Source organism: Streptomyces sp. NPDC005878, assembly GCF_040629815.1.
Lineage (GTDB): Bacteria > Actinomycetota > Actinomycetes > Streptomycetales > Streptomycetaceae > Streptomyces.
Genome location: NZ_JBEXWK010000018.1, coordinates 75,731 through 96,081 on the forward strand (window position 1 = coordinate 75,731; position 20,351 = coordinate 96,081).

General features: G+C 72.4%; 18 protein-coding genes. 7 read left to right on the forward strand and 11 right to left on the reverse strand.

Annotated features, from left to right (window positions below; translation table 11 throughout):
* Nucleotides 1-35: 35 nt before the first annotated feature.
* From ABZ404_RS24670 to ABZ404_RS24680, 3 genes are all read right to left on the reverse strand, one after another.
* The gene (locus ABZ404_RS24670) at nucleotides 36-1,097 is read right to left on the reverse strand and encodes an SIS domain-containing protein (RefSeq protein WP_358836601.1); all 1,062 of its coding nucleotides are present in this window, start codon (nucleotides 1,095-1,097) and stop codon (nucleotides 36-38) included.
* A 357-nt stretch (nucleotides 1,098-1,454) separates the two neighbouring features.
* Nucleotides 1,455-2,906, reverse strand: a complete 1,452-nt coding sequence (locus tag ABZ404_RS24675; RefSeq protein ID WP_358831920.1) for an amino acid permease — start codon at nucleotides 2,904-2,906, stop codon at nucleotides 1,455-1,457.
* 166 nt (nucleotides 2,907-3,072) lie between these two features.
* A complete protein-coding gene (locus ABZ404_RS24680) occupies nucleotides 3,073-4,029 on the reverse strand; it encodes a hypothetical protein (protein ID WP_358831915.1) in 957 nt (318 codons plus the stop codon).
* 439 nt (nucleotides 4,030-4,468) lie between these two features.
* Between ABZ404_RS24680 and ABZ404_RS24685 the strand changes: the two genes are divergently transcribed.
* On the forward strand, nucleotides 4,469-5,410 hold the full coding sequence (locus ABZ404_RS24685; RefSeq protein ID WP_358831914.1) for a DUF389 domain-containing protein: 942 nt from the start codon (nucleotides 4,469-4,471) through the stop codon (nucleotides 5,408-5,410).
* Between the two features lie 71 nt (nucleotides 5,411-5,481).
* Here the strand turns inward: ABZ404_RS24685 and ABZ404_RS24690 are convergent, their stop codons facing one another.
* Nucleotides 5,482-5,949: a hypothetical protein gene (locus ABZ404_RS24690; RefSeq protein WP_358831913.1), complete on the reverse strand. Its 468-nt coding sequence runs from the start codon at nucleotides 5,947-5,949 to the stop codon at nucleotides 5,482-5,484.
* Between the two features lie 200 nt (nucleotides 5,950-6,149).
* Between ABZ404_RS24690 and tgmA the strand changes: the two genes are divergently transcribed.
* Nucleotides 6,150-6,341, forward strand: a complete 192-nt coding sequence (gene tgmA / locus ABZ404_RS24695) for a putative ATP-grasp-modified RiPP (protein WP_358831912.1) — start codon at nucleotides 6,150-6,152, stop codon at nucleotides 6,339-6,341.
* Nucleotides 6,342-6,356: 15 nt separating this feature from the next.
* The gene (gene tgmB, locus ABZ404_RS24700; RefSeq protein ID WP_358831911.1) at nucleotides 6,357-7,283 is read left to right on the forward strand and encodes an ATP-grasp ribosomal peptide maturase; all 927 of its coding nucleotides are present in this window, start codon (nucleotides 6,357-6,359) and stop codon (nucleotides 7,281-7,283) included.
* Here the strand turns inward: tgmB and ABZ404_RS24705 are convergent.
* Nucleotides 7,277-8,689, reverse strand: a complete 1,413-nt coding sequence (locus ABZ404_RS24705; RefSeq protein ID WP_358831910.1) for a cytochrome P450 — start codon at nucleotides 8,687-8,689, stop codon at nucleotides 7,277-7,279. The two genes, tgmB and ABZ404_RS24705, sit on opposite strands and share 7 nt — an antisense overlap.
* A gap of 73 nt (nucleotides 8,690-8,762) precedes the next feature.
* The gene (locus ABZ404_RS24710) at nucleotides 8,763-9,749 is read right to left on the reverse strand and encodes a LysR family transcriptional regulator (RefSeq protein ID WP_358831909.1); all 987 of its coding nucleotides are present in this window, start codon (nucleotides 9,747-9,749) and stop codon (nucleotides 8,763-8,765) included.
* Nucleotides 9,750-9,906: 157 nt separating this feature from the next.
* On the opposite strand from ABZ404_RS24710, the gene ABZ404_RS24715 reads away from it, so the two are divergent.
* A complete protein-coding gene (locus tag ABZ404_RS24715) occupies nucleotides 9,907-13,386 on the forward strand; it encodes a M28 family peptidase (RefSeq protein ID WP_358831908.1) in 3,480 nt (1,159 codons plus the stop codon).
* A gap of 83 nt (nucleotides 13,387-13,469) precedes the next feature.
* On the opposite strand, the gene ABZ404_RS24720 is transcribed toward ABZ404_RS24715, so the two are convergent.
* Complete coding sequence (locus tag ABZ404_RS24720) at nucleotides 13,470-14,831, reverse strand: FAD-dependent oxidoreductase (RefSeq protein ID WP_358831907.1); 1,362 nt, start codon at nucleotides 14,829-14,831, stop codon at nucleotides 13,470-13,472.
* Nucleotides 14,832-15,066: 235 nt separating this feature from the next.
* Between ABZ404_RS24720 and ABZ404_RS24725 the strand changes: the two genes are divergently transcribed.
* Nucleotides 15,067-15,363, forward strand: a complete 297-nt coding sequence (locus ABZ404_RS24725) for a DUF4031 domain-containing protein (protein ID WP_358831906.1) — start codon at nucleotides 15,067-15,069, stop codon at nucleotides 15,361-15,363.
* Between the two features lie 13 nt (nucleotides 15,364-15,376).
* Here ABZ404_RS24725 and ABZ404_RS24730 read toward each other — a convergent pair whose 3' ends face one another.
* Nucleotides 15,377-16,651: an MFS transporter gene (locus ABZ404_RS24730; protein WP_358831905.1), complete on the reverse strand. Its 1,275-nt coding sequence runs from the start codon at nucleotides 16,649-16,651 to the stop codon at nucleotides 15,377-15,379.
* A 66-nt stretch (nucleotides 16,652-16,717) separates the two neighbouring features.
* Nucleotides 16,718-17,224, reverse strand: coding sequence for a DUF664 domain-containing protein (locus tag ABZ404_RS24735; protein ID WP_358831919.1), 507 nt, complete (start codon nucleotides 17,222-17,224; stop codon nucleotides 16,718-16,720).
* Between the two features lie 167 nt (nucleotides 17,225-17,391).
* Here ABZ404_RS24735 and ABZ404_RS24740 point away from each other — a divergent pair, with 167 nt between their 5' ends.
* Entirely contained in the window at nucleotides 17,392-18,282 is an 891-nt protein-coding gene (locus ABZ404_RS24740) for an arylamine N-acetyltransferase (RefSeq protein ID WP_358831904.1), read from the forward strand.
* Nucleotides 18,283-18,414: 132 nt separating this feature from the next.
* Here the strand turns inward: ABZ404_RS24740 and ABZ404_RS24745 are convergent, their stop codons facing one another.
* Complete coding sequence (locus tag ABZ404_RS24745) at nucleotides 18,415-18,819, reverse strand: DUF5997 family protein (RefSeq protein WP_358831903.1); 405 nt, start codon at nucleotides 18,817-18,819, stop codon at nucleotides 18,415-18,417.
* 58 nt (nucleotides 18,820-18,877) lie between these two features.
* On the opposite strand from ABZ404_RS24745, the gene ABZ404_RS24750 reads away from it, so the two are divergent.
* Nucleotides 18,878-19,672, forward strand: coding sequence for a LysR substrate-binding domain-containing protein (locus tag ABZ404_RS24750; protein ID WP_358831902.1), 795 nt, complete (start codon nucleotides 18,878-18,880; stop codon nucleotides 19,670-19,672).
* Between the two features lie 22 nt (nucleotides 19,673-19,694).
* Here ABZ404_RS24750 and ABZ404_RS24755 read toward each other — a convergent pair whose 3' ends face one another.
* Nucleotides 19,695-20,273, reverse strand: a complete 579-nt coding sequence (locus tag ABZ404_RS24755) for a histone deacetylase (RefSeq protein ID WP_358831918.1) — start codon at nucleotides 20,271-20,273, stop codon at nucleotides 19,695-19,697.
* Between the last annotated feature and the right edge of the window lie 78 nt (nucleotides 20,274-20,351).

The window sequence follows — 20,351 nt, forward strand, 5'->3', positions numbered from 1 at the left end:
ATTCCGCACTCCGCCGTCGAAAGCGGAGATTTGCGTCAGAGAGCGGCGACGGGGGAGGCGTGCGCGAAGTCCGCCACGACCACTCCGCCCTCCTTGGTGTCGTCGTTGATGAAGACGATCGACTCCATGGGCACGTTCCGCTCCTCGCCGAGCGCCGCCACCAGTTCCTGCGCCACCACCGTCTCCAGGACGACCCGGGCGCCGGGCGCGGTGTCGGGCAGCCGGACGACGGCGAGGTTCTCGGCCCCCTCGACCCGGGCGGTGGTCACCAGCAGGGTCAGATGCCCGGCCGCCGACAGCGAGCGGGCGAGGGCGATCTCGCGGCCGCGGCCGAAGACGAGGTGCAGGGTGTTGCCCGCCGACTCCATCTCGCCGTGCAGGTAGTTGCGGGTGACCGAGGCCGCGGCCGGCATCCTGGGCACCTCGCGCAGCAGCAGCGCCGCCTCCTCCGCACAGACCCGGGAGGCGCCCGAGGCGACGCAGTCGACGGCGACGCACCGCGCGGCACGGGCCAGCAGCGGGGCGACGGCGTGGGCGGCCCGTGTCCGTACGGCCTCGGCCTGTTCGGGGACGCCGTCCCAGGAGTCGCCCGCGCGGCCCGCGAGGCCCGCGAGCACTCCCGCGATCAGGTCCAGGGCGATGACCGTGCCGGTGAAGCCGACGGTCGAGGCGCAGGAGTCGGGCTCGTTGCCGAGGTCGACGGTGAGTGCGGCGAGGGCGCCCAGGGGGGAGGGGGTGACGTTGAGGACCGCCAGGGTGGGCACGTCCCGCGCGGCCCGGAAGGCCGCGATCGTCTCCGAGCTGCGGCCGCTCTGCGACACCCCGATCAGCAGATCGGTGTCGAAGCCGCCGAGCCCCTCCTCGATCTCGCTGGCGAGCACCCGCTGGGCGGGCACCCCATGACCGCGCAGCACCTCGACCGGCAGGGCGAGCGCCGCGTACGAGGCGCCGATGCCGGCGAGGAGCGGGCGCCTCGCCGCGCGCAGCCGGTCGCCGGCCGGCCCTGCCAACTGCCGCCGCACCTGGGCGGTCACGCGCTCCAGCGCCTGCGGCTGACCGGCCAGGCCGTCGAGGAAGGTGATTCGTGTTCCGGGCATGAGGAGTCCTTTCGTGCGCCCCCCGGCGTGAGCGGGCGGGGGCGCGGTGCGGGGATCAGAAGGCGGACGAACCGGGCAGGCAGGACGTTGAAGGCAGGATCATCCTGCGAAGTGCCGACCGGGGGAATGGCGCCCGGGGAGCGCACGGTGGCGGACGTGTCCGCCGTGACAGCAGGCGTCCCACCCGCCCCGCGGGCGCGCCGGGGCCCACGGCGCCCGGCGCCGTGTGTCCGCCGTCGGGCCGTACGCCGACCGGCTGGAGGAACGGAATCCGGGGTACCCGCGCACATACGCGGGCCGTCCCCCGCTCCGAAGAGGCGGGGGACGGCCCGGGAGGTCAGGCGCGGACGGCCGGTGTCAGATGAGGTCCATCGCGGCCACCTCGTCGGGGCTGCCGTAGCTGACGGGGCCCTGGAAGCGGTGGCGGGCGGTGGCGAACCACCACAGGGTGGCGATGAAGAGCACCGCGCCCAGCGCGATCGGGGCGTAGTTGAACGAGTCGGTGGTGATCGGCGAGGTCTGCGGCAGCATGAACAGCACGCTGCTCAGCACGATCCAGGCCACCGCGACCGCCGCCACGGGCCTGCCCCAGCGGCCCAGGTTCCACGGACCGGGCTGGAAGTCGTCCAGGCGCAGCCGCAGGAAGATCGGCACGCCGTAGGCGAGGTAGAGGCCGACGACGTTGACGCTGACGATGGCGGTGAAGGCGGTGTGCGACCACCAGCCGGGGATGATCAGCACCAGCGAGCACGCCGCCGCCAGCCACACCGCCTTGACCGGGGTGCGGGTGCGCAGCGACACCGAATGCCACCAGCGCGAGCCGGGCATCGCCCCGTCGCGCGAGAAGGCGAAGATCTGGCGGGTGTTGCTGGTCATGTTGGCGAGGCCGCAGAAGAGCATGGCGCCGATCACGATCAGCAGCAGGAGCTTGGCGGTGCCCATGCCGAGCGCGTCGATGAGGATCTGCACCGGCGGGGCGGCCGAGCTCGCCTCCCCCGCGTAGTCGCGGATCGCGTACACCAGGGCGAGCATCAGGACCAGTCCGGCGAGCGCCGAGTAGATGATCGCGCGCATGATGCCCTTGGGGGTGTTGACCGTGGCCTTCACGGTCTCCTCGGACATGTGGAAGCTGCCGTCGAAGCCGGTGAACGTCCAACTGGTCACCAGCAGGCCCAGCAGCGCGGCGTACAGACCGCTGCTGAAACCGGTGGTGTTGACGAAGTGGTTGGCGAACGAGGCGGACTGGTGGTGCGAGGGCTTGAGGGTGAGGGCCGCCACGATGACCACCATCCCGATCAGCAGCCACCACACGGAGATCCGGTTCACCACGGCCACCAGCTGCACCGTGTACGTGTTGGCGAGCGCCTGCACGACCAGGATCACCGCGGCGATGCCGACGGTCTGCTGGGGCGTGGGGTGGTAGGAGGACCACTGCATCGAGACGAAGGCCTGGATGAAGGTGGCGGCGGCGTAGTTGGTGGCGGCGGTGCCGCCCACCTGGCCGACGAAGTTCAGCCACCCCGTGTACCAGGACCAGGCGCCGCGGTGCCGCTTGGCGAGCTTGCCCGCGGAGAAGTACAGGGCGCCGCTGGTCGGGTAGGCGGAGGCGATCTCGCCCATCGCCGCGCCGACGAACAGCACCATCAGCGACACGCCGATCCAGCCGAAGATGAGGATGCGCGGCCCGCCGGCGCCCATTCCGAATCCGAAGGCGGAGAATATGCCGGAGATGATGTTGATGATCGTAAAAGATATCGCGAAATTGTCGAACGCGTGGAATCTTCGGGTGAGTTTCCGCGGGTAGCCCATCGCGTGCAGGGTCGCGTCGTCGTCGAGGGCGACGGGCGGTTCCCGGCGAGGGGCTTTCGCGCGGAGCGGGGACGTGCGCTCGGACACTGGGGGCAGCCTTTCCTGGGGGGGTGGACAGGACGCGTGTCGTACAGGTGCCGCTGGGCCGTGCGGTGGTGCGGGCGGGTCAGGCCGGGCCGGGGGTCGGCAGCCCGCAGGCCCGCCGGGCCCTGGTCAGCCGTTCCTCGGGATCGCCGAACGCGCTCCAGGGCATCCGGGAGGCGTAGGGCCCCATGGCCGTGAGCACCTCCCGGGCCTCGAACTCGCGCTTGGCCATGTACAGCGCGTGTGCCAGATACGCCAGGTCCAGGACCGGGGTGAAGCGGTAGGCCGCGGTCCGGGGAAACCAGTTCTGGTAGATGCCGAGCGCCGTCGCCGTCCACTGGGGCTGGAGCCAGGTGCTGTCCGCGAGAAGGGCGGACGGGTCGTAGTCCTCGACGAGCGCGACCAGGGGCAGCAGGCGCAGCGGCGAGGTGAGCGGGGCGCGGTGGCTGAGGAAGGAGGCGACGTCCCAGCGGGCGCTCGCGGAGCCGCCGTGGCGGGTGAAGAAGAAGGCGAGGAAGCGGTGGTGGGCCTCGCGGTTCCAGGGGTCGAGCCGCAGGATGTGCGAGAAGAGCTGCCAGGGTCCGGGCGGCGCGGTCAACAGGCCCTTGGGGGCCGGGTCGTGGGAGCGCTCGAAGCGGGCGAGGGCGAGCTGGGCGACCCACGGGGTGGGGTCCTGGGGCAGCATTCTCGCGGCGCGGCCGCAGGCGGCCGTGGCGATGCGCACCAGCGCGCCGGCCCGGCCGTCCCGGGCGTCGGCCATGCGTAACGCCCGGACCATCGCGACCCGCGCCGCCAGCAGCGCTGCCTCGGCGCTCGGTTCCTCGGCGAGCCAGCGCTCGGCGAGGTCGGAGTCGGCGGCCTCGGACGCGAGCACCAGCGAGCGGTGGGCGCGCACCTCGAAGTCGGTGCGCGCGTCCTTGAGGACGTTGTGCGCGCTCAGATACCGGCCGGCCCGCACGTCCGTGCAGGCCTGCGCCAACTCGCGGTCGTCGGCGGCCGGATGCCACACGTACTGTCCCTCGAACGAGCCCGCAGTCACGATCCCCTCTCCATCCCGAAGACGACGCCACCCGCATGCGCATTCCGGCCATGGCGAATTCGGCCAAGGGACGTCACCCCTACGCAGGCTCACTGACAGCGAGCCACACCTTACTCATCATGAAGTCGTATCGAAACTCGTCGCCCGGAATATCTGGTTCCTTGTCATTTATGGGCCGGGCAAATGCGGTTGGGTCCGCCCGGCGCCGACACCGGGCTTTTGGCGGACACCGGTGGGGGGTGTGGGTACGGTCCTATTCCGCGGCGGTGACGTCTTTTCGGCCGTGGCCTGATTTCCCGCGGTGGCCGTTGCGCGCCGGTCGGTGGCGCGCGTGACGCGGCGGCGCGGGCGTGCCACCCTTGCCGTCGACGGAGGCCCTGGTCACGGGGCCGGAAGCCGGGGCCGGCCGGCGCCGAGGAACCGATCTGGAGTAGGGCTGTTGCTGCATCTGCGTCTGAACGTGCCCGCCGACCTCACCGACGAGGTGGTGCGGACCCTGGAGGCCACGGTGGGCACCGCCCATCTGGCCGTCGTCCCGGGTGCCTCCCGCAACCCCGTGGGCGACCTGGTGCTGTGCGACGTCGCGCGCGAGGCCGGGGACGAACTCATCGCGCGGCTGCGCGCGCTCGGGCTCGACCGGTCCGGCGCGATCGCCGTCGAGAACATCGACTTCTCACTGTCCAAGCGCGCCGAGAAGGCCGAGGCGGAGGCTCCCGGCGAGGGCGTGGACGCGGTGCTGTGGGAACAGCTCACGGACGCGACGCACGAGGAGTCGACGCTCACGGTCACCTATGTGGCGTTCCTGGCGATCGCCACGATGCTCGCGGCGTGCGGCGTCATGCTCGACAACGCCATTCTCATCGTGGGCGCGATGGCGGTCGGCCCCGAGTTCGGACCCCTGGCCGGTATCTCCACGGCACTCGTCCAGCGCGCGCCGGGCCTCGTGTGGCGGTCACTGACCGCGCTGGTGGCCGGCTTCGCCGCGGCCATGCTGCTGACGGCCGGCTTCGGCTGGCTCCTGGACCAGGTGGGGCTCTTCGACAAGGGCATGCTGGAGGCGACCCGTCCGAACACCGCCTTCATCTGGAAGCCCGACTGGATGTCCTTCGTCGTCGCCTTCCTCGCGGGAGTCGCCGGAACGCTCTCGCTCACCTCGGCCAAGTCCGGAGCGCTCATCGGCGTGGCCATCTCGGTGACCACCGTCCCCGCGGCGGCCAACGCCGCCATGGCGTTCAGCTACCGGGAGTACGCCCAGACGTGGGGCTCCACCGAACAGCTCCTCGCCAACCTGGGCGGCATCGTCCTCGCGGGCACCCTCACCCTGCTCACCCAGAAGGCGCTCCTGAGGAGCCCGCGCCGGCGCCGCGAGCCCGCGCGCTGAGTGCGGGACGCCGCATGGCGCGGGTGCCGGGGAAAGACCCCGCGCACCCGCGCCACACGCGACCGGTCCGGTCAGTAGCCCGTGTGGCTGGCGCTGTGCCAGCTCGCCCAGCCGCAGTCGGACTGGTAGTGGGTGCCCTTGTTGGCGCTCGTGTCGCCCTCCATGTGACAGGCGCCCTTCCTGCCGCCCTCCAGGCCGTGGTCGCGGCCGTGGTCACGGTCGTCGTCACGGGCGTAGCCGTGGTGGCGGTTGTCGTCACGGCCGTAACCGTGGCCGTAGTCGTGACGGCGGTCGTCGTTGCGGCCGTGGCCGTAGTCGTGGCGGCGGTCGTCGTTGCGGCCGTGGCCGTAGTCGTGGCGGCGGTCGTCGTCGCGCCCGTAGCCGTGGCCGTAGTCGTGACGGCGGTCGTCGTCACGGCCGTAGCCGTAGCCGTGGTTGCGGCCGTGGTCGTCGTCGCCGTGGGCCAGCGCGGTCGTCGCGCCGCCGAGGACGACGCCGACGGCGAGGACGCCCGCGGTGAGGGTGGTACGCAAACGCATGTGTGCTCCTGTGGGGTCGGAGGCAGATCGTGACGTCCTGAGCGATCACCGTTACGGACGGTGGCGAAACCTGCCTTCACCCGACTGCCGGGGGTGTGACCTCCTTCACGCCGATGTGGCGGTACGTGATGAATTCCTTACAGGGGCACTCCGTACAGGTGAGGACAGGATCGGCGTGACGTCGCAGCAGGAGGTTCCCCATGAGGCCGTTCACCTTGCGCTACACGGTGCCCCAGGAGCCGGAGGAGCGGCCCGCCGCCTACCGCTTCGACGCCTCGCGGCAGCTGAACGTGCTGCCCGACGGGCGCCCCGCCGTCACCGACCGTGCGGTGCTCAGAGCAAGCGGAACCACCGCCTCCACCGCCGGTTCCCAGACCCACTTCGACGACTGACGGCCCGGCAGCCGGATGACGGTTCTCATCCTCACGTGCGAACAGGACGTCACCACCGACATGGTGGTGACCCATCTGCACGAGCGAGGCGTCCCGCTGGTGCGCCTCGACCCCGCCGACGTGCCCGGCCGAGCGGTGCTCTCCGCCGAGTACGCCCACGGGGACTTCAGCGGGCACCTGTCGGTCGACGGGTTCGTGGTGAGCATGTCGGGGCTGCGCTCGGTGTGGGTGCGCCGGCCGGGGCAGCCGGCCGCCCACGCCCCGGAGCCCTCCGCGTGGCTGACCGCCGAGACGCGGCAGGCGCTGTTCGGCATGCTGTACTCGGCCCCGGCGCGCTGGATGAACCATCCACGCGACGCCGAGGCGGCCCGGCTCAAGCCCTGGCAGCTGCGGGTCGCCCACGTCAGCGGGTTCGCCGTGCCGCCGACCGTCGTCACGACGGTGCCCCGGGTGGCCAGGCAGTTCGCGCAGGAGTACCGGGACGTGGTGGTCAAGAGCGCCGCCGGGCCGCCGCCGGACGAGCCCCTGATGGCGCTGCCGACGACGCTGATCGGGCCCGACGCGGACTTCTCCAGCGTCCGGGCGGGGCCGGTGCTCCTCCAGCGCTTCGTCCCCAAGAGGGCGGACATCCGGCTGACCTGTGTGGGGGCCGCGCTCTTCGCCGCCCGCAAGGTCTGCGACCCCGGCCAGGTGGACGGCCGCTACGGCGGCGGCGGGCGCGGCTGGGAGCCCGTCGGTGTGCCGGGCCGCATCGCCGAGTCGGTGCGCGCGTACACCCGGCGCACCGCGCTCGCCTACGCGGCGTTCGACTTCGCCGAGGACACCGACGGGGTCTGGTGGTTCCTGGAGTGCAACCAGGGCGGGCAGTTCGGTTTCGTCGAACTCGACACCGGCCAGCCGATAGCGGCGGAGGTCGCCACCTGGCTGGCCGGGGCTCAGTGAACCGCGGCCCGCGGGCGGCCCCGCACCGTCGCCAGCAGCGGCACGGCGGGCTGGAGCAGCAGTCCGGCGCGGGGTACCGCCTCGGCGGGCGGCACGTCGAGGTGGTGGCGCTGGGCGAGGGTGGCGAGCACGAGGGCGGCCTCGACTTGCGCGAAGCGGGCGCCCAGGCAGGTCCGCTGGCCGCCGCCGAACGGGTACCAGGCGTGGTCGGGCACCGTGTCCGGCGCGTCGGCGTCCCAGCGCTCGGGGCGGAACGCGTCGGGGCGCGGGAACCAGCGCGGATCGCGGTGCGTGGTCCACGGGCTGCACCAGACGATCGTCCCGGGCGGAACGCGCGTGCCGGCGAGCGTGGCCCCCGGGCGGGCGACCGCGCCGATGAGCCAGGCCGGCGGGTACAGCCGCAGCGCCTCCTTGACGATCTGCCGGGCCCACACGAGCCGGTCGTAGTCGTCGGCGGTGGGCGGGCGGCCCCCCAGCACGTCGTCCAGCTCGGCTTCGAGGCGGGCGCGGACCCGCGGGGCGCGGCCGAGCAGGTACACGATCCAGGTGAGCGCCGTGGAGGTGGTCTCGTGTCCGGCGGCCCACAGGGTGACGGCCTCGTCGCGCACCTCCTTGGGCGAGAGCGGACTGCCCTCCTCGTCGCGGGCCGCGAGCAGCCTGCTGAGCAGGTCGTCGCGCTTGCCGAGGTCGTCGGGGGCGCTCAGCCGGGCCCGGATGAGCCGGTGCACCTCGGCGTCGATGGTGGCCACCGCGCCCAGCAGGGAGCGCCGGGAGGGGGTGCGCACCCAGCCGGGCAGGAACAGGCCGATGCCCCGCAGCTCCGCCCCCACCGCCTGCTCCGCCACGGTCATCGCGTCGCCGAGCGCCCCGGTCTGCTCCCCGAGGTCGTTGCCGAACAGGGTGCGCAGCACGACCCGCTGGGTGATGAGCGCCATCTGGCGGTGCACGTCGATCCGCTCGCCCTCGCGCCAGGCGTCGGCCGCCGCGCCCGCGCACTCCACCATCGTCGCCGCGTACCCGCGGACCTGGCGCGGCCGTACCGTCGGCTGCACCAGCGAGCGCTTGCGGCGCCAGTCGGCTCCTTTGCTGAGCAGGACGCTCCGCCCGATGATCTGCTTGAGCGCCCAGCCGATGTCGAGGATCTCGTACGCGTGCTCACGCCCCGTCAGCAGTTCCACGATGTGCTGGGGGTGGGAGAGGAACAGAGAGCGCCGGGGGCCGAGCGACCAGGTCACCGCGTCGCCGAAGCCGTCGCGCAGTCCGCTCAGGAAGTCCAGGGGATCCCTGCCGAAGGCGAACAGGTCGCCGAGGGGGCGGGGCAGGCCCCGGGGGCCGCGGACGGGCCGGAGCGGGGGCGCGGTCAGGGGCAACGGGGCTCCGGCGGTGGGCCGGTCAGAGCTCGACATGCTGCTTTTCTACCCATCTGCCCGAAACGGCAAGCCGGTGGGGCAAGCGCTCGCCGTCCGGTCCTCCGGAGGTTCAGACGTCGGAGGCCTGGAGCTCCGGTCTCTCGTACGGGGGGTGCAGCTCGGGATGGCTGTCCCACCACAGGCGGTGGAAGGCGTTGTTGTCCACATTGGCCAGATACGCGCACAGGGCCGCCCGGTAGAGCAGTTCGGCCTGCCGGTCCGGGACGGCCGAGCGGTTCCAGGCCAGCCGGATGCGCCCGGTGAGGGGGGCGCCGGCGAGGGGGCGCATCACGGTGCCCTCCGCCCCGGGCGCGGTCGGCTGGCTCAGGGCGACGGCACGGCCCCCGGCGATCAGTGCGTACTGCATCTGGCGGTCCGCGATCCGGTAGCGCAGCCGGGGTGCGAATCCGGCCCGCGCGCACGCCTCCGCGAACGCCTCCGGCCCGCCGTCGTCGTCCTCCACCAGGGTCATCCAGGACTCGTCGGCCAGCTCGGCCAGTTCGATGTGCTCCCGGTCGGCCAGCCGGTGGCGGGCCGAGAGCCGGATGGAGAAGGGCTCCTCGGGGATCAGCGTCCTGGCCAGGACCCCTTCGGGGAGCGGGACTTCGTGGCCGTTCACCTCCCCGTAGACGATGGCGTCGTAGCGTCCGGCGCCGAGCATCCGGGTCAGGGCGGTCACCGAGTGCTCCAGGTCCACGGTGATCTCCTGGCCGGAGAGCGAGAGGTCGGTCTGCTCCAGCAGGCCGTCGAGCAGGACCAGCAGGATGCAGCCGAGCCGCAGCGGGGCGTCGGTGGCCACAGCGCGGGCCCGGGTGCCGAGCGCGTCCATCTCGCTGAGCACCCGGCGCGCCCTGGCCAGCACGAACCGGCCGAGCGGGGTGGGCTCCGTGCCGTGGCGGCTGCGGACGAAGAGATCGCCTCCGGTGACCCGCTCGATGCGCCGCAGTTGGGCGGAGAGCGAGGGCTGGGAGACCCCGAGCCGGCGCGCGGCGCGGCCCAGACTGCCCGCTTCCGCGATCTGGCAGACGGCCTGTAAGTGCCTCAACTCCAGCTGCATCTTCCGAGCGTACGCAGCGGCCCGGCGGCGCACCATAACCCGCGTCGTATGCCCGACTGGTATGTACCACGTTTGCCATGTCCACGCCCATACTGCGCGGAGAACAGGCCCCCCACGATCGGAGTGGACGTTGCGCCCCTTCAGATTGACGGCCGCCGTGGCAGCACTGAGCCTGACCACGGGCCTGACCGGCGCTTTGGCCGGTACGGCATCGGCCGCACCTCATACGCAGTCAGGGACCGCCCAGCGGCCCAGCCCCCTCTCGCGTGCCGTCGCCGCCGCCGACCAGGCGGTCCGCAGCGGACTCGACACCTTGGTCAACTCCCCGCAGGAGCAGTACGAGCGGCGCATGGTCACCCCCTGGGTGAAGGACCTCTACTCCGTCGCCTACGAGCGCAGCTACCGGGGACTGCCGGTCGTCGGCGGCGACGCGGTGGTGCTCGCGGACGGCGACGGCGACATCCGCGCCGTGCAGTCCGCCTCCTCCGTACGGATCGACGTGGCGACCACCGCCTCGGTCACCGCGAAGGCCGCAGAGGCCACCTCGCGCGCCCGGCTCGCCAAGGTCGACAAGGTGGTGCAGAGCCGGCTCGTCGTGCGGCTCGCGGACGGCAGGCCCGCGCTCGCCTGGGAGACCGTGCTCACCGGACGCACCGAATCCGCGCCCAGCAGGCTGCACGTCTTCGTGGACGCGCGCACCGGCAAGGTCCTCGGCACCCACGACGACGTCGAGGCGGGTACCGCCAACAGCAAGTGGAACGGCCCCAGCCCGGTCACCATCGACACCACCAACTCGGGCGGCAGCTACTCGCTGCGCGACCCCAGTCGGGCGGGGCTGAGCTGCGCCGACTACAGCACGGGCTCCGTGTTCACCAAGTCCTCCGACTCCTGGGGCACCGGCAACCCCACCAGCAAGGAGACCGGCTGCGCGGACCTGATGTTCGCGGCGCAGAAGCAGTGGGACATGCTGGGGCAGTGGCTCGGCCGCAACGGCGTCAGCGGCAACGGCCGCAGCTTCCCCGGCAAGGTCGGCCTCGGCGACCTCAACGCGTACTGGGACGGCAGCTCCGTCACCATCGGCCACAACAGCGCCAACGAGTGGATCGCCGGGATCGACGTGGTGGCCCACGAGTACGGGCACGCCATCGACAGCAACACCCCCGGCGGCACCAGCGGCCAGGAGGCCGGACTCGGTGAGGGCACCGGTGACATCTTCGGCGCGCTGACCGAGGCGTACGTCAACGAGCCCTCCCCGTACGACACCCCGGACTACACCGTCGGCGAGATGATCAACCTCCAGGGCCGGGGCCCGATCCGGAACATGTACAACCCGCCGGCCGTCAACAACGACCCGGCCTGCTACAGCTCCGCGATACCCGGCACCGAGGTGCACGCCGCCGCGGGCCCGCTCAACCACTGGTTCTATCTGCTGGCCGAGGGCAGCAGCCCCGGCGGCGGCAAGCCCAACAGCCCCACCTGCAACCAGAGCACCGTGACCGGGGTCGGCGTCCAGAACGCGGGCAAGATCTTCTACGGCGGCATGCTCCTGAAGACCAGTAGCATGTCGTACAAGAAGTACCGCACCGCCACGCTGAGTTCGGCCAAGTCGCTCGACGCCACCTGCAACTTGTTCAACCGGACCAAGGCGGCCTGGGACGCCATCAGCGTGCCCGCGCAGAGCGGTGACCCGACCTGCCAGCCCAGCGGCCAGAGCGACTTCTCCCTCGCCCTGAACCCGGCGTCCGGCACCGTCCAGCAGGGCGGCTCGGTCACCACCACCGTGACCACCAGCATCACCACGGGCTCGGCCCAGTCGGTGACGCTCACCGCCTCCGGCCTGCCCTCCGGCGTGACCGCGTCCTTCAACCCGGCCACCGTGCAGTCCGGCCAGTCCTCGGTGCTCACGCTCTCCGCGTCCACCAACGCGGCCCCCGGTCCCTCCACCATCACCGTCAAGGGCCAGGGCACCACGCTCTCCCACACCGTCGACTACGTGCTCAACGTCGGCGGCACCCCGCCCGGCACCGACCCGCCCAACATCGACGTCGCCAACGTGCAGGCGCACCTGTCGCAACTGGGCACCATCGCCACCCAGAACGGCGGCAACCGCCGTGCGGGCAGCGGCGGACACACGCAGTCACTGGCCTACATCAAGGGCAAGCTCCAGGCCGCCGGATACACCGTGGCCGAGCAGAACTGCACCACCTGCACCTACCCGTCGAACAACCTGATAGCCGACTGGCCCGGCGGCCCGGCCGACCAGGTGCTCATGCTCGGGGCGCACCTCGACAGCGTGTCGGCCGGCCCCGGCATCAACGACAACGGCTCGGGCTCCGCGACCCTGCTGGAGAACGCGCTGGTCCTGGCGCAGAAGAACCCCACCATGACCAAGCACGTGCGCTTCGCCTGGTGGACCGACGAGGAGCAGGGCCTCAACGGCTCCGAGTTCTACGTCAACCGGCTGAGCACCACCGACCGCGCGGCCATCAAGGCGTACTACAACTTCGACATGGTGGGCTCGCCCAACGGCGGCTACTTCATCAACAACGTCAACTCCACCGCGGCCGCCCCGCTCAAGGCGTACTGGGCCTCGCTCAACCTCGCCCCCGAGGAGAACGTCGAGGGCCAGGGCCGCAGTGACGACGCGTCCTTCCAGGCGGCCGGCATCGCCACCTCCGGCTACGCGGCCGGCGCCAGCGCCCGCAAGACCTCGGCGCAGGCGGCCAAGTGGGGCGGCACGGCCAACGCCGCCTACGACTCCTGCTACCACAGCGCCTGCGACACCCCGAGCAACATCAACGCCACGGTCCTGGACCGCAGCGCCGACGGTGTGGCGTACGCGATCTGGAAGCAGGCGGTCGGCGGGACCACCCCGGCGCAGGACTTCTCCCTCGCCGTCACCCCGCCCTCCGGCAGCGCCAACCCGGGCGGCAGCACCACCGCGACGGTGAACACCACCACGGTCAGCGGTGACCCGCAGACGGTCGCCCTGTCGGTCTCGGGCGCGCCCAGCGGCGTGACCGCGACCCTCGACCCGACCTCGGTGCAGTCCGGCAAGTCCTCGACGCTGACCGTGCAGGTCGGCGCGGGCACCACGCCGGGCACCTACACCCTGACGGTCACCGGTTCCGGCACGGTGAGCCACAGCACCACCTACACGCTGACCGTCGGCGGCGGTGGCGGCTGCACCGCCCGCCAGCTCGTCGTCAACGGCGGCTTCGAGAACGGCTCCAGCCCGTGGACGGCCACCTCGGGCGTCATCACCAACCAGGCCGGCGAGACGCCGCACGGCGGCTCCTACATGGCATGGCTGAACGGCTGGGGCTCGGCCCGCACGGACAGCGTCTCGCAGTCGCTGAGCATCCCGTCCGGCTGCTCCGGCTACCGGCTCTCGTTCTTCCAGCACATCGACACGGACGAGGACGAGAACGTCGCGTACGACACGTTCACCGTCTCGGTCGGCGGCCAGACCCTGGAGACCTTCTCCAACCTCGACGCGAACTCCGGTTACGTCCAGAAGTCCTACGACCTCTCGGCGTTCGCCGGACAGACCGTCACCCTGAAGTTCAACGGCGTGGAGGACCAGGCTCTGCAGACCTCCTACGTCGTGGACGACATCACCCTCCAGGTGAGCTGACAACCCATCCGGTCACCTCGTGAACGGCGTCGGCCCCCGCCTCTCCCCGGCGGGGGCCGACGCGCGTGGCGCGGGGCGGGCGGTCACGCGCCGCTGGCCCTCAGCATGTCCTCACGCTCGACGATCTTGACGCGTTCGCGGCCCTGCGGCTCGCCCAGCGCCTTCTCGGCCGCGTCGAGCCGGTGCCAGCCCTCCCAGGTGGTCCAGCGCACCCCGCGCTCGGCGAGGAAGGCGTCGACCGCCTCGGGCTCCGGCGCGGAGGGGGTGCGCAGCCGGCCCTGGGCGTGGTCGTCGAGGAGGTTGGCGACGGTCTCGTTGGCGTCGCCCTTGGTGTGGCCGATCAGGCCGACCGGGCCGCGCCGGATCCAGCCGGTGACGTAGGTGGAGGCGAGGTGCCGGCCGGCCTCGACGACACGGCCGCCCTCGTTGGGGACCGTGCCCGACTCCACGTCCCAGGGCAGCTTCGGCAGCTCGTCGGAGAGGTAGCCCACGGCCCGGTAGACGCCCTGGACGTCCCAGTCGTGGAACTCGCCGGTGCCCGCCACGTTGCCGGACCCGTCGAGGCGGGTGCGCTCGGTGCGCAGGCCCACGACCGTGCCGTCCTCGCCGAGGATCTCGGTGGGCGACTCGAAGAAGTGCAGGAAGAGCTTGTGCGGGCGCTCGCCGACGTCGCGGATCGCCCAGTTCTCCAGGGTCTTGGCGACCATGTCCGCCTGCTTGTTGGAGCGGCGGGTGGCGATGGAGCCCTCGTCGTAGTCGATGTCCTCGGGGTCGACGATGACCTCGATGGTGGGGGAGTGGTCCAGCTCGCGCAGCTCCATGGGGCTGAACTTCGCCTGGGCGGGGCCGCGGCGGCCGAAGACGTGGATCTCGCGCGCCCGGTTGGCCTTCAGGCCCTCGTGGACGTTGGGCGGGATCTCCGTGGAAAGCAGCTCGTCGGCGGTCTTGGCGAGGATGCGGGCGACGTCCAGGGCGACGTTGCCGACGCCGAGCACGGCGACCTTCTCCGCGTGCAGCGGCCAGGTGCGCGGGACGTCGGGGTGTCCGTCGTACCAGGACACGAAGTCGGCGGCGCCGTAGGAGCCGTCGAGGTCGATGCCGGGGATGTCGAGGGCGCGGTCGGCGTCGGCGCCGGTGGAGAAGATCACCGCGTCGTAGAACTCGTGGAGCTCGTCGAGGCTGATGTCGCCGGGGTAGTCCACGTTGCCGAAGAGCCGGATCTGCGGCTTGTCGAGCACCTGGTGCAGGGCGGTGACGATGCCCTTGATGCGGGGGTGGTCGGGGGCGACGCCGTAGCGGATCAGCCCGAAGGGCGCGGGCATCTTCTCGAAGAGGTCGATCGAGACACCGGGGTCGGTGGCGGCCGCGGACTTCAGCAGCGCGTCCGCGGCGTAGATCCCGGCGGGACCTGCGCCCACGATGGCTGTCCGCAGGGGGCGGGGCATGGCTGTTTCCCTTCGACCGACAACGAAATGGCTCGTCGGACACCCTAAGCTTAGGCAAGCCTAAGTGGGTACCCGCCCCCTCTTTATGAGCTCATAAGCCAACCTTATGTCATCCCAAAGTGAGGGTGATGGGCGGGGTCGAACGGCGCGAAACGGTCGTTCCGGCGGGGTGTCCGGGAGTCCGTGCGGGGCAAGGAAGAATACAAAGCCTCAGCAGGAGTGGGAGGTTGCCCCCTTGACCGTCTACGTGGACGACGTGAAGGACTACGGCGCTCTCGCGCGACGACGAGGTCTGCCGTCCGCGCACTGGTGCCATATGACCGCCGACACCGAGGAGGAGCTGCACGCGTTCGCGGCGGCCCTCGGCATGCGCCGCGCCTGGTACCAGCGCAAGGGCCCGGGCGACCACCGCTGGCACTACGACATCACCCCACCCACCCGCGCGCAGGCCGTACGACTGGGCGCCCGGGAGGTGGACCGGCGGTTCATGGGCAACCTGATGATCAGCCGCAGCGACGGCGTCCGGGTCTGACCCGGCGCGCGGGCTACGGCGCCGCGCTCACCTCCCGCCCGGCCGCGGGCCGCACCGGAGCGGGCGCGCGCCGCGGCTTCCGGCGTGCGAAGGCGTGCCGGACCAGGGCCGCCGTGACCAGCACCGCCACCAGGGCGCACACCCCGGGCCAGCCGACGGCGGCGTACGCCCGCGCCTCCGCCCACGACCCGAGGCTGCCACCCAGGTAACCGCAGGTCATATAGGCGGTGTTGAGCCGGCTGCGGGCCTCGGGACGCAGCGCGTAGAACCGCACCTGGTTGGCGACCATGCCCGACTGCATCCCGATGTCGAGCAGCAGCGTGCCCACCACCAGCGCGACCATCCCTCCCGTGCCGCCCAGCGCGCCGAACACCAGGACGACGGCGGCCGCGAGGGCGCCCAGCATGCTCACCAGGTTGACGGCGTCGGGCCCCCGGCGGTCCGTCGCGCGCCCCGCGTACGGCGTGCAGAGCATGGTCGCCGCGTTGACCAGGGCGAGCGCGCCGACCGCCCGCGCCCCCATGCCGTACGCAGAGCCGGTCAGCAGCAGGGCCACGCCCGTCCAGACCGCCGAGAAACCGCCGAACACCATCGCCTGGTAGAAGCAGGACCGCCGCAGCTCGGGTTCGGCGCGCAGCAGCCGCAGCGGTTCGGCCAGCAGCGCCGGATACCGCTGCCGCGAGGGCGGGGACGTCCTCGGCAGCACCCGCCACAGCAGGGCGGCGGTGGCCAGGGCGAGCACGGCCGCGAGCAGATACGGGGCACGCCATCCCAGCCACTGGCCGAGCGTTCCGCCGAGGGAGCGGGAGAGCAGCATGCCGCCGATGGACCCGCTCAGCAGCGTCCCGCTCACCGCCCCGCGCCGGTCCTCGGGCACCAGACCCACCGCCAGCGGTCCCGCGATCGGGGCGATCACCGTGGTGACGCCGATCAGCGCACTCGCCCCCACCAGCGGCCCGAGCGACGGCGCGGCGCCCGCCGCGAGCAGCCCGAGCCCGGTCAGCCCCAGCAGCGTGACGAGCAGCCGCCGGTGGGCGATCCGGTCCCCGAGCGGGACCAGGAGGAAGATCCCCGCCGCGTACCCGAACTGCACCGCGGTGACCGTCAGGGCCGCCGCGTCCGGGGAGACACCCAGCCCGGCGGCGACGGTCGGGCCGATCGCCTGCGGGAAGTAGACGTTGCCCACGGCCACCCCGCAGACGAACGCCAGCAGCAGGATCACCCGGCGGCTCACCGGGGCGCCGTCCTGGACGACGCCCGCCGGCCGGGACTCGCAAAGATCAGTCATACGGGCAAGTTCACGTCATGGCCGCGCCGCTGACCACTCGATGTGCGGCTCCCGTCAAACGTATGGTCAGCGCCGGGACAGCACACCCCGGACGAAGGCGGCCTGGCCGGCGTGCTGGAGGCTGTCGGAGACGACGCTGACCAGCCGGACCGCCAGCGTGACCGGCGGGTCCCAGGAGGTGTCGACGACCCGGGCGAGCGCCTTGCCGTCGAGCCCCGCCAGATACGCGGCGGTCCGCGCGTGCACGGCGTCGTGGTAGCCGGTCAGCAGCTCGGCCGAGGCGGTGACCGAGGCGACCTGGGCGGAGGTGTGGCCGTAGCCGGTGTCCGAGTCGTCCAGCGGCAGCCCGAACCGCCGCGCCCACCCCTGCCCGGTCCACACCTGTTCGCCTCCGGCGGCATCCGCGATGTGGTCGTCCTGGATCCTGGTCAGATGCCACACCAGCCAGGCGGGGGAGTTGGCCGAGCCGTCGATCCGGAGCGCCAACTCCTCGCCGCTCAGGCCCTCGACGGCCTCCGCGACGACCTCGCGGATCCTGCCGAACGCGTCGAGAAGGAGATCGGAACTCGTCACCGTGGTCACGCCTGCCAACCTAGGGCCTGCCGCCGCTCCTCGCACGGGGAAGCGCCCGAGGAACGCGGGCATACGGCCGACGCCGCCACGGTTGACCGTCGTGAAGCGGACGAGGTGGGACCCGACGGTGTACGGATGGACCCGTGCGGGCCCAGAGGAGGCGAGCGATGACAGAGCCGGCGAACGTACGCGGCTGGTCGGGGGACCGGCTGGACCTGGACGCCTATCTGGCCCGTATCGGGTACGAGGGGGAGCGCGCGCCGACGCTGGAGGTGCTGCGCGGGCTCCAGCGGGCGCATGTCACCTCGATCCCGTTCGAGAACGCCAACGCCGTGCTCGGCCGACCGGTCGCGCTCGATCTGGAGACCGTCCAGGACAGACTCGTGCGGGGCGGCCGGGGCGGCTACTGCTACGAGCACGTCGTGCTCTTCGCCAGTGCGCTGGAGCGCCTGGGCTTCGCCTTCACCGCCCTCATCGGGCGCGTCACCCTGGGCAGCGACAAGATCCTCCCGGCCACCCACGCCCTGACCGGGGTGCGCCCGACCGACGACGACCGGCTGTGGCTGTGCGACGTGGGCTTCGGCAGCGGACCGCTCGCGCCCGTCGAGATCACCGACGGGGCCGAGGTGGATCTGGAGGGCTGGAGGTTCCGGACGCGGCGGGTGGCGGGCGCGCTCGGCGTGGACCAGTGGTGGCTCGACCAGTACGGCCAGGACGGCTGGACGCCCCGGCACACCTTCACCCTCACCCCGCAGTACCCGATCGACTACACCGTGGGCAGCCACTTCGTGAGCACGCACAGCCGCTCGCCCTTCACGGCGCGCCTGTTCGCCCAGAAGTTCAGCGCCGACCGGCTGCACCAGCTGGACGCGGCCACCTGGAAGACCGTCCGGCCGGACGGCTCCGCCACCGAGCGCACGATCGAACCGGCCGAGCTGGGGCACGTACTCGCGGACGCGTTCGGGATCACCGTGGAGGCGCGGGAGCTGGCGCTTCTGGAGCAGGGCATCGCCGCCGCCCGGCAGGCGGAGCGGGAACCGGGCCTCGACATGGCCTGACGCCCGGGCTGCCGGACCGGCGGGACGCGAAAGCCGGTGACCTTCGCCGTGGCGAAGATCACCGGCAGTTCACCGGCCGCTCACGCCTGGGTCCCGGACGCGGGGCCCCGGCGGCGCCGCCCGTGCGCGGGCTCAGGAACGCTTGTCCCCGGACTCCTCGGCGCGCTGCGCGTTCTTCTCCTTGATGCGCACGGCCTCCTTGCGCACCTCGGCCTGGGTGGCGCGCTCCTTCTGGAGCCACTCCGGGTTCTCCTGCTTCAGCGCCTCGATCTGCTCGGTGGTGAGCGCCTCGGTGACACCGCCGCGGGCGAGGCCCGCGATGGAGACGCCCAGCTTCGCCGCGACCACCGGCCGGGGGTGCGGGCCGGTGCGGCGCAGCTCCTGGAGCCACTGGGGCGGATCGGCCTGGAGCGCGTTCAGCTCGGAGCGCGAGACGACACCCTCCTGGAACTCTGCGGGGGTGGCCTCGAGGTACACACCCAGCTTCTTCGCCGCGGTCGCGGGCTTCATGGTCTGGGCGGTCTGGTGCGACGTCATGGTGCCAAGGGTATCGAGCGTGTGCGCCACCTCCGACCATCACCGGTAACCTGGCGGAGTGACAGGCTCGGAAGCATCCCCCTCGTTCCGGCTCGCGTACGTCCCGGGCGTGACCCCCACCAAGTGGGTGCGGATCTGGAACGAGCGGCTGCCCGACATCGCGCTGACCCTGGTCGCGGTCCCCGCCGACGAGGTGTTCGGCGTGCTGCGCGACGGCGGCGCCGACGCGGGTTTCGTCCGGCTGCCGGTCGACGGGACCGACCTCAGCGCCATCCCGCTGTACGAGGAGACGACCGTCGTCGTGGTCCCGAAGGACCATGTGGTCGCGGCGGTGGACGAGGTGTCCGCCGAGGACCTGGCCGACGAGACCGTGCTGCACCCCCTCGACGACACCCTCGACTGGGAGCGCCCGCCCGGGCAGCCCGCCTTCGAGCGCCCCGCCACGACGGCCGACGCGATCGAGCTGGTGGCGGCGGGCATCGGCCTGCTCGTCGTGCCGCAGTCGCTGGCCCGGCTGCACCACCGCAAGGACCTCACCTACCGGCCGGTGACGGGCACCCCGGAGTCCCGTGTCGCCCTGTCGTGGCCGCAGGAGCGGACCACCGACCTGGTGGAGGACTTCATCGGGATCGTCCGCGGGCGGACCGTCAACAGCTCCAGGGGCCGCGCCCAGACCCCGGCCAAGGCCGAGCCGAAGGCCAAGCGGCCCGACCCCGCCGCGGCCCGGCGCAAGCCCGCCGCGGGCAAGCCGACCGGCAAGAACACCCGGACCGGCGCGGGCGGCTCCAAGAGCGGCGCGAAGGGCGGATCCAAGGGCGGAGCCAAGCGCGGCAAGCCCCGCGGCCGCTCCTAGCCCTCGTCCCCCGGGACACCCCTCACGGCGCCAGCAGCTCCCGTACGGCCTGTTCGGTCCAGTGCGGGTGCGCGCCGGGGCGGGACGCCAGATAAGCGGCCACCGCGCCGGTGTCCCACGCTCCCGCCTCCGCCAGGCCCGCGGCCAGATGGCGTACGTACGCGGCGGACGGCACGGTCGTCGGCACGTCGGACATCTTCCAGGGAGCCGTGAAGGTGAGCACGGGAACCCCGTCCAGCCGGCCCGCGCGGACCAGGGTCTCGTAGCGGCCGTCGCCGAGCGCCGAGCGTCCCCGGGTCAGCACCTCGGTCAGGTCCAGGTCGGTGCCCGGCTCCCGGTACATCTCCTGCGCGGCGATGTCGGCGAACTGGGAGGCCGACAGGAGGTGGGCCCGCGCCAGTACGCGCCCTTCGGCGTCGGGGTCGTAGAACGCCCGGCCGCCGCCCCAGACCGGCGACCGGGTGGCGAAGTACAGCGCGCCCGGCAGCTCCACGGGCACCGAGGCCGACGGCGGGCTGCCGTCGCGGCACCCCGGATGGACGCGGGTCCCGCCGAGCGGCCGTCCACCGGCGAGGTAGCAGGAGAGCCGGTGCAGGAACATGTTCGAGCCGTACGAGGCGTACCAGACCCGGCGAGGGGTCAGATCGCGGACCGGGCCCGGGTCGATGGCCCGCGCGGC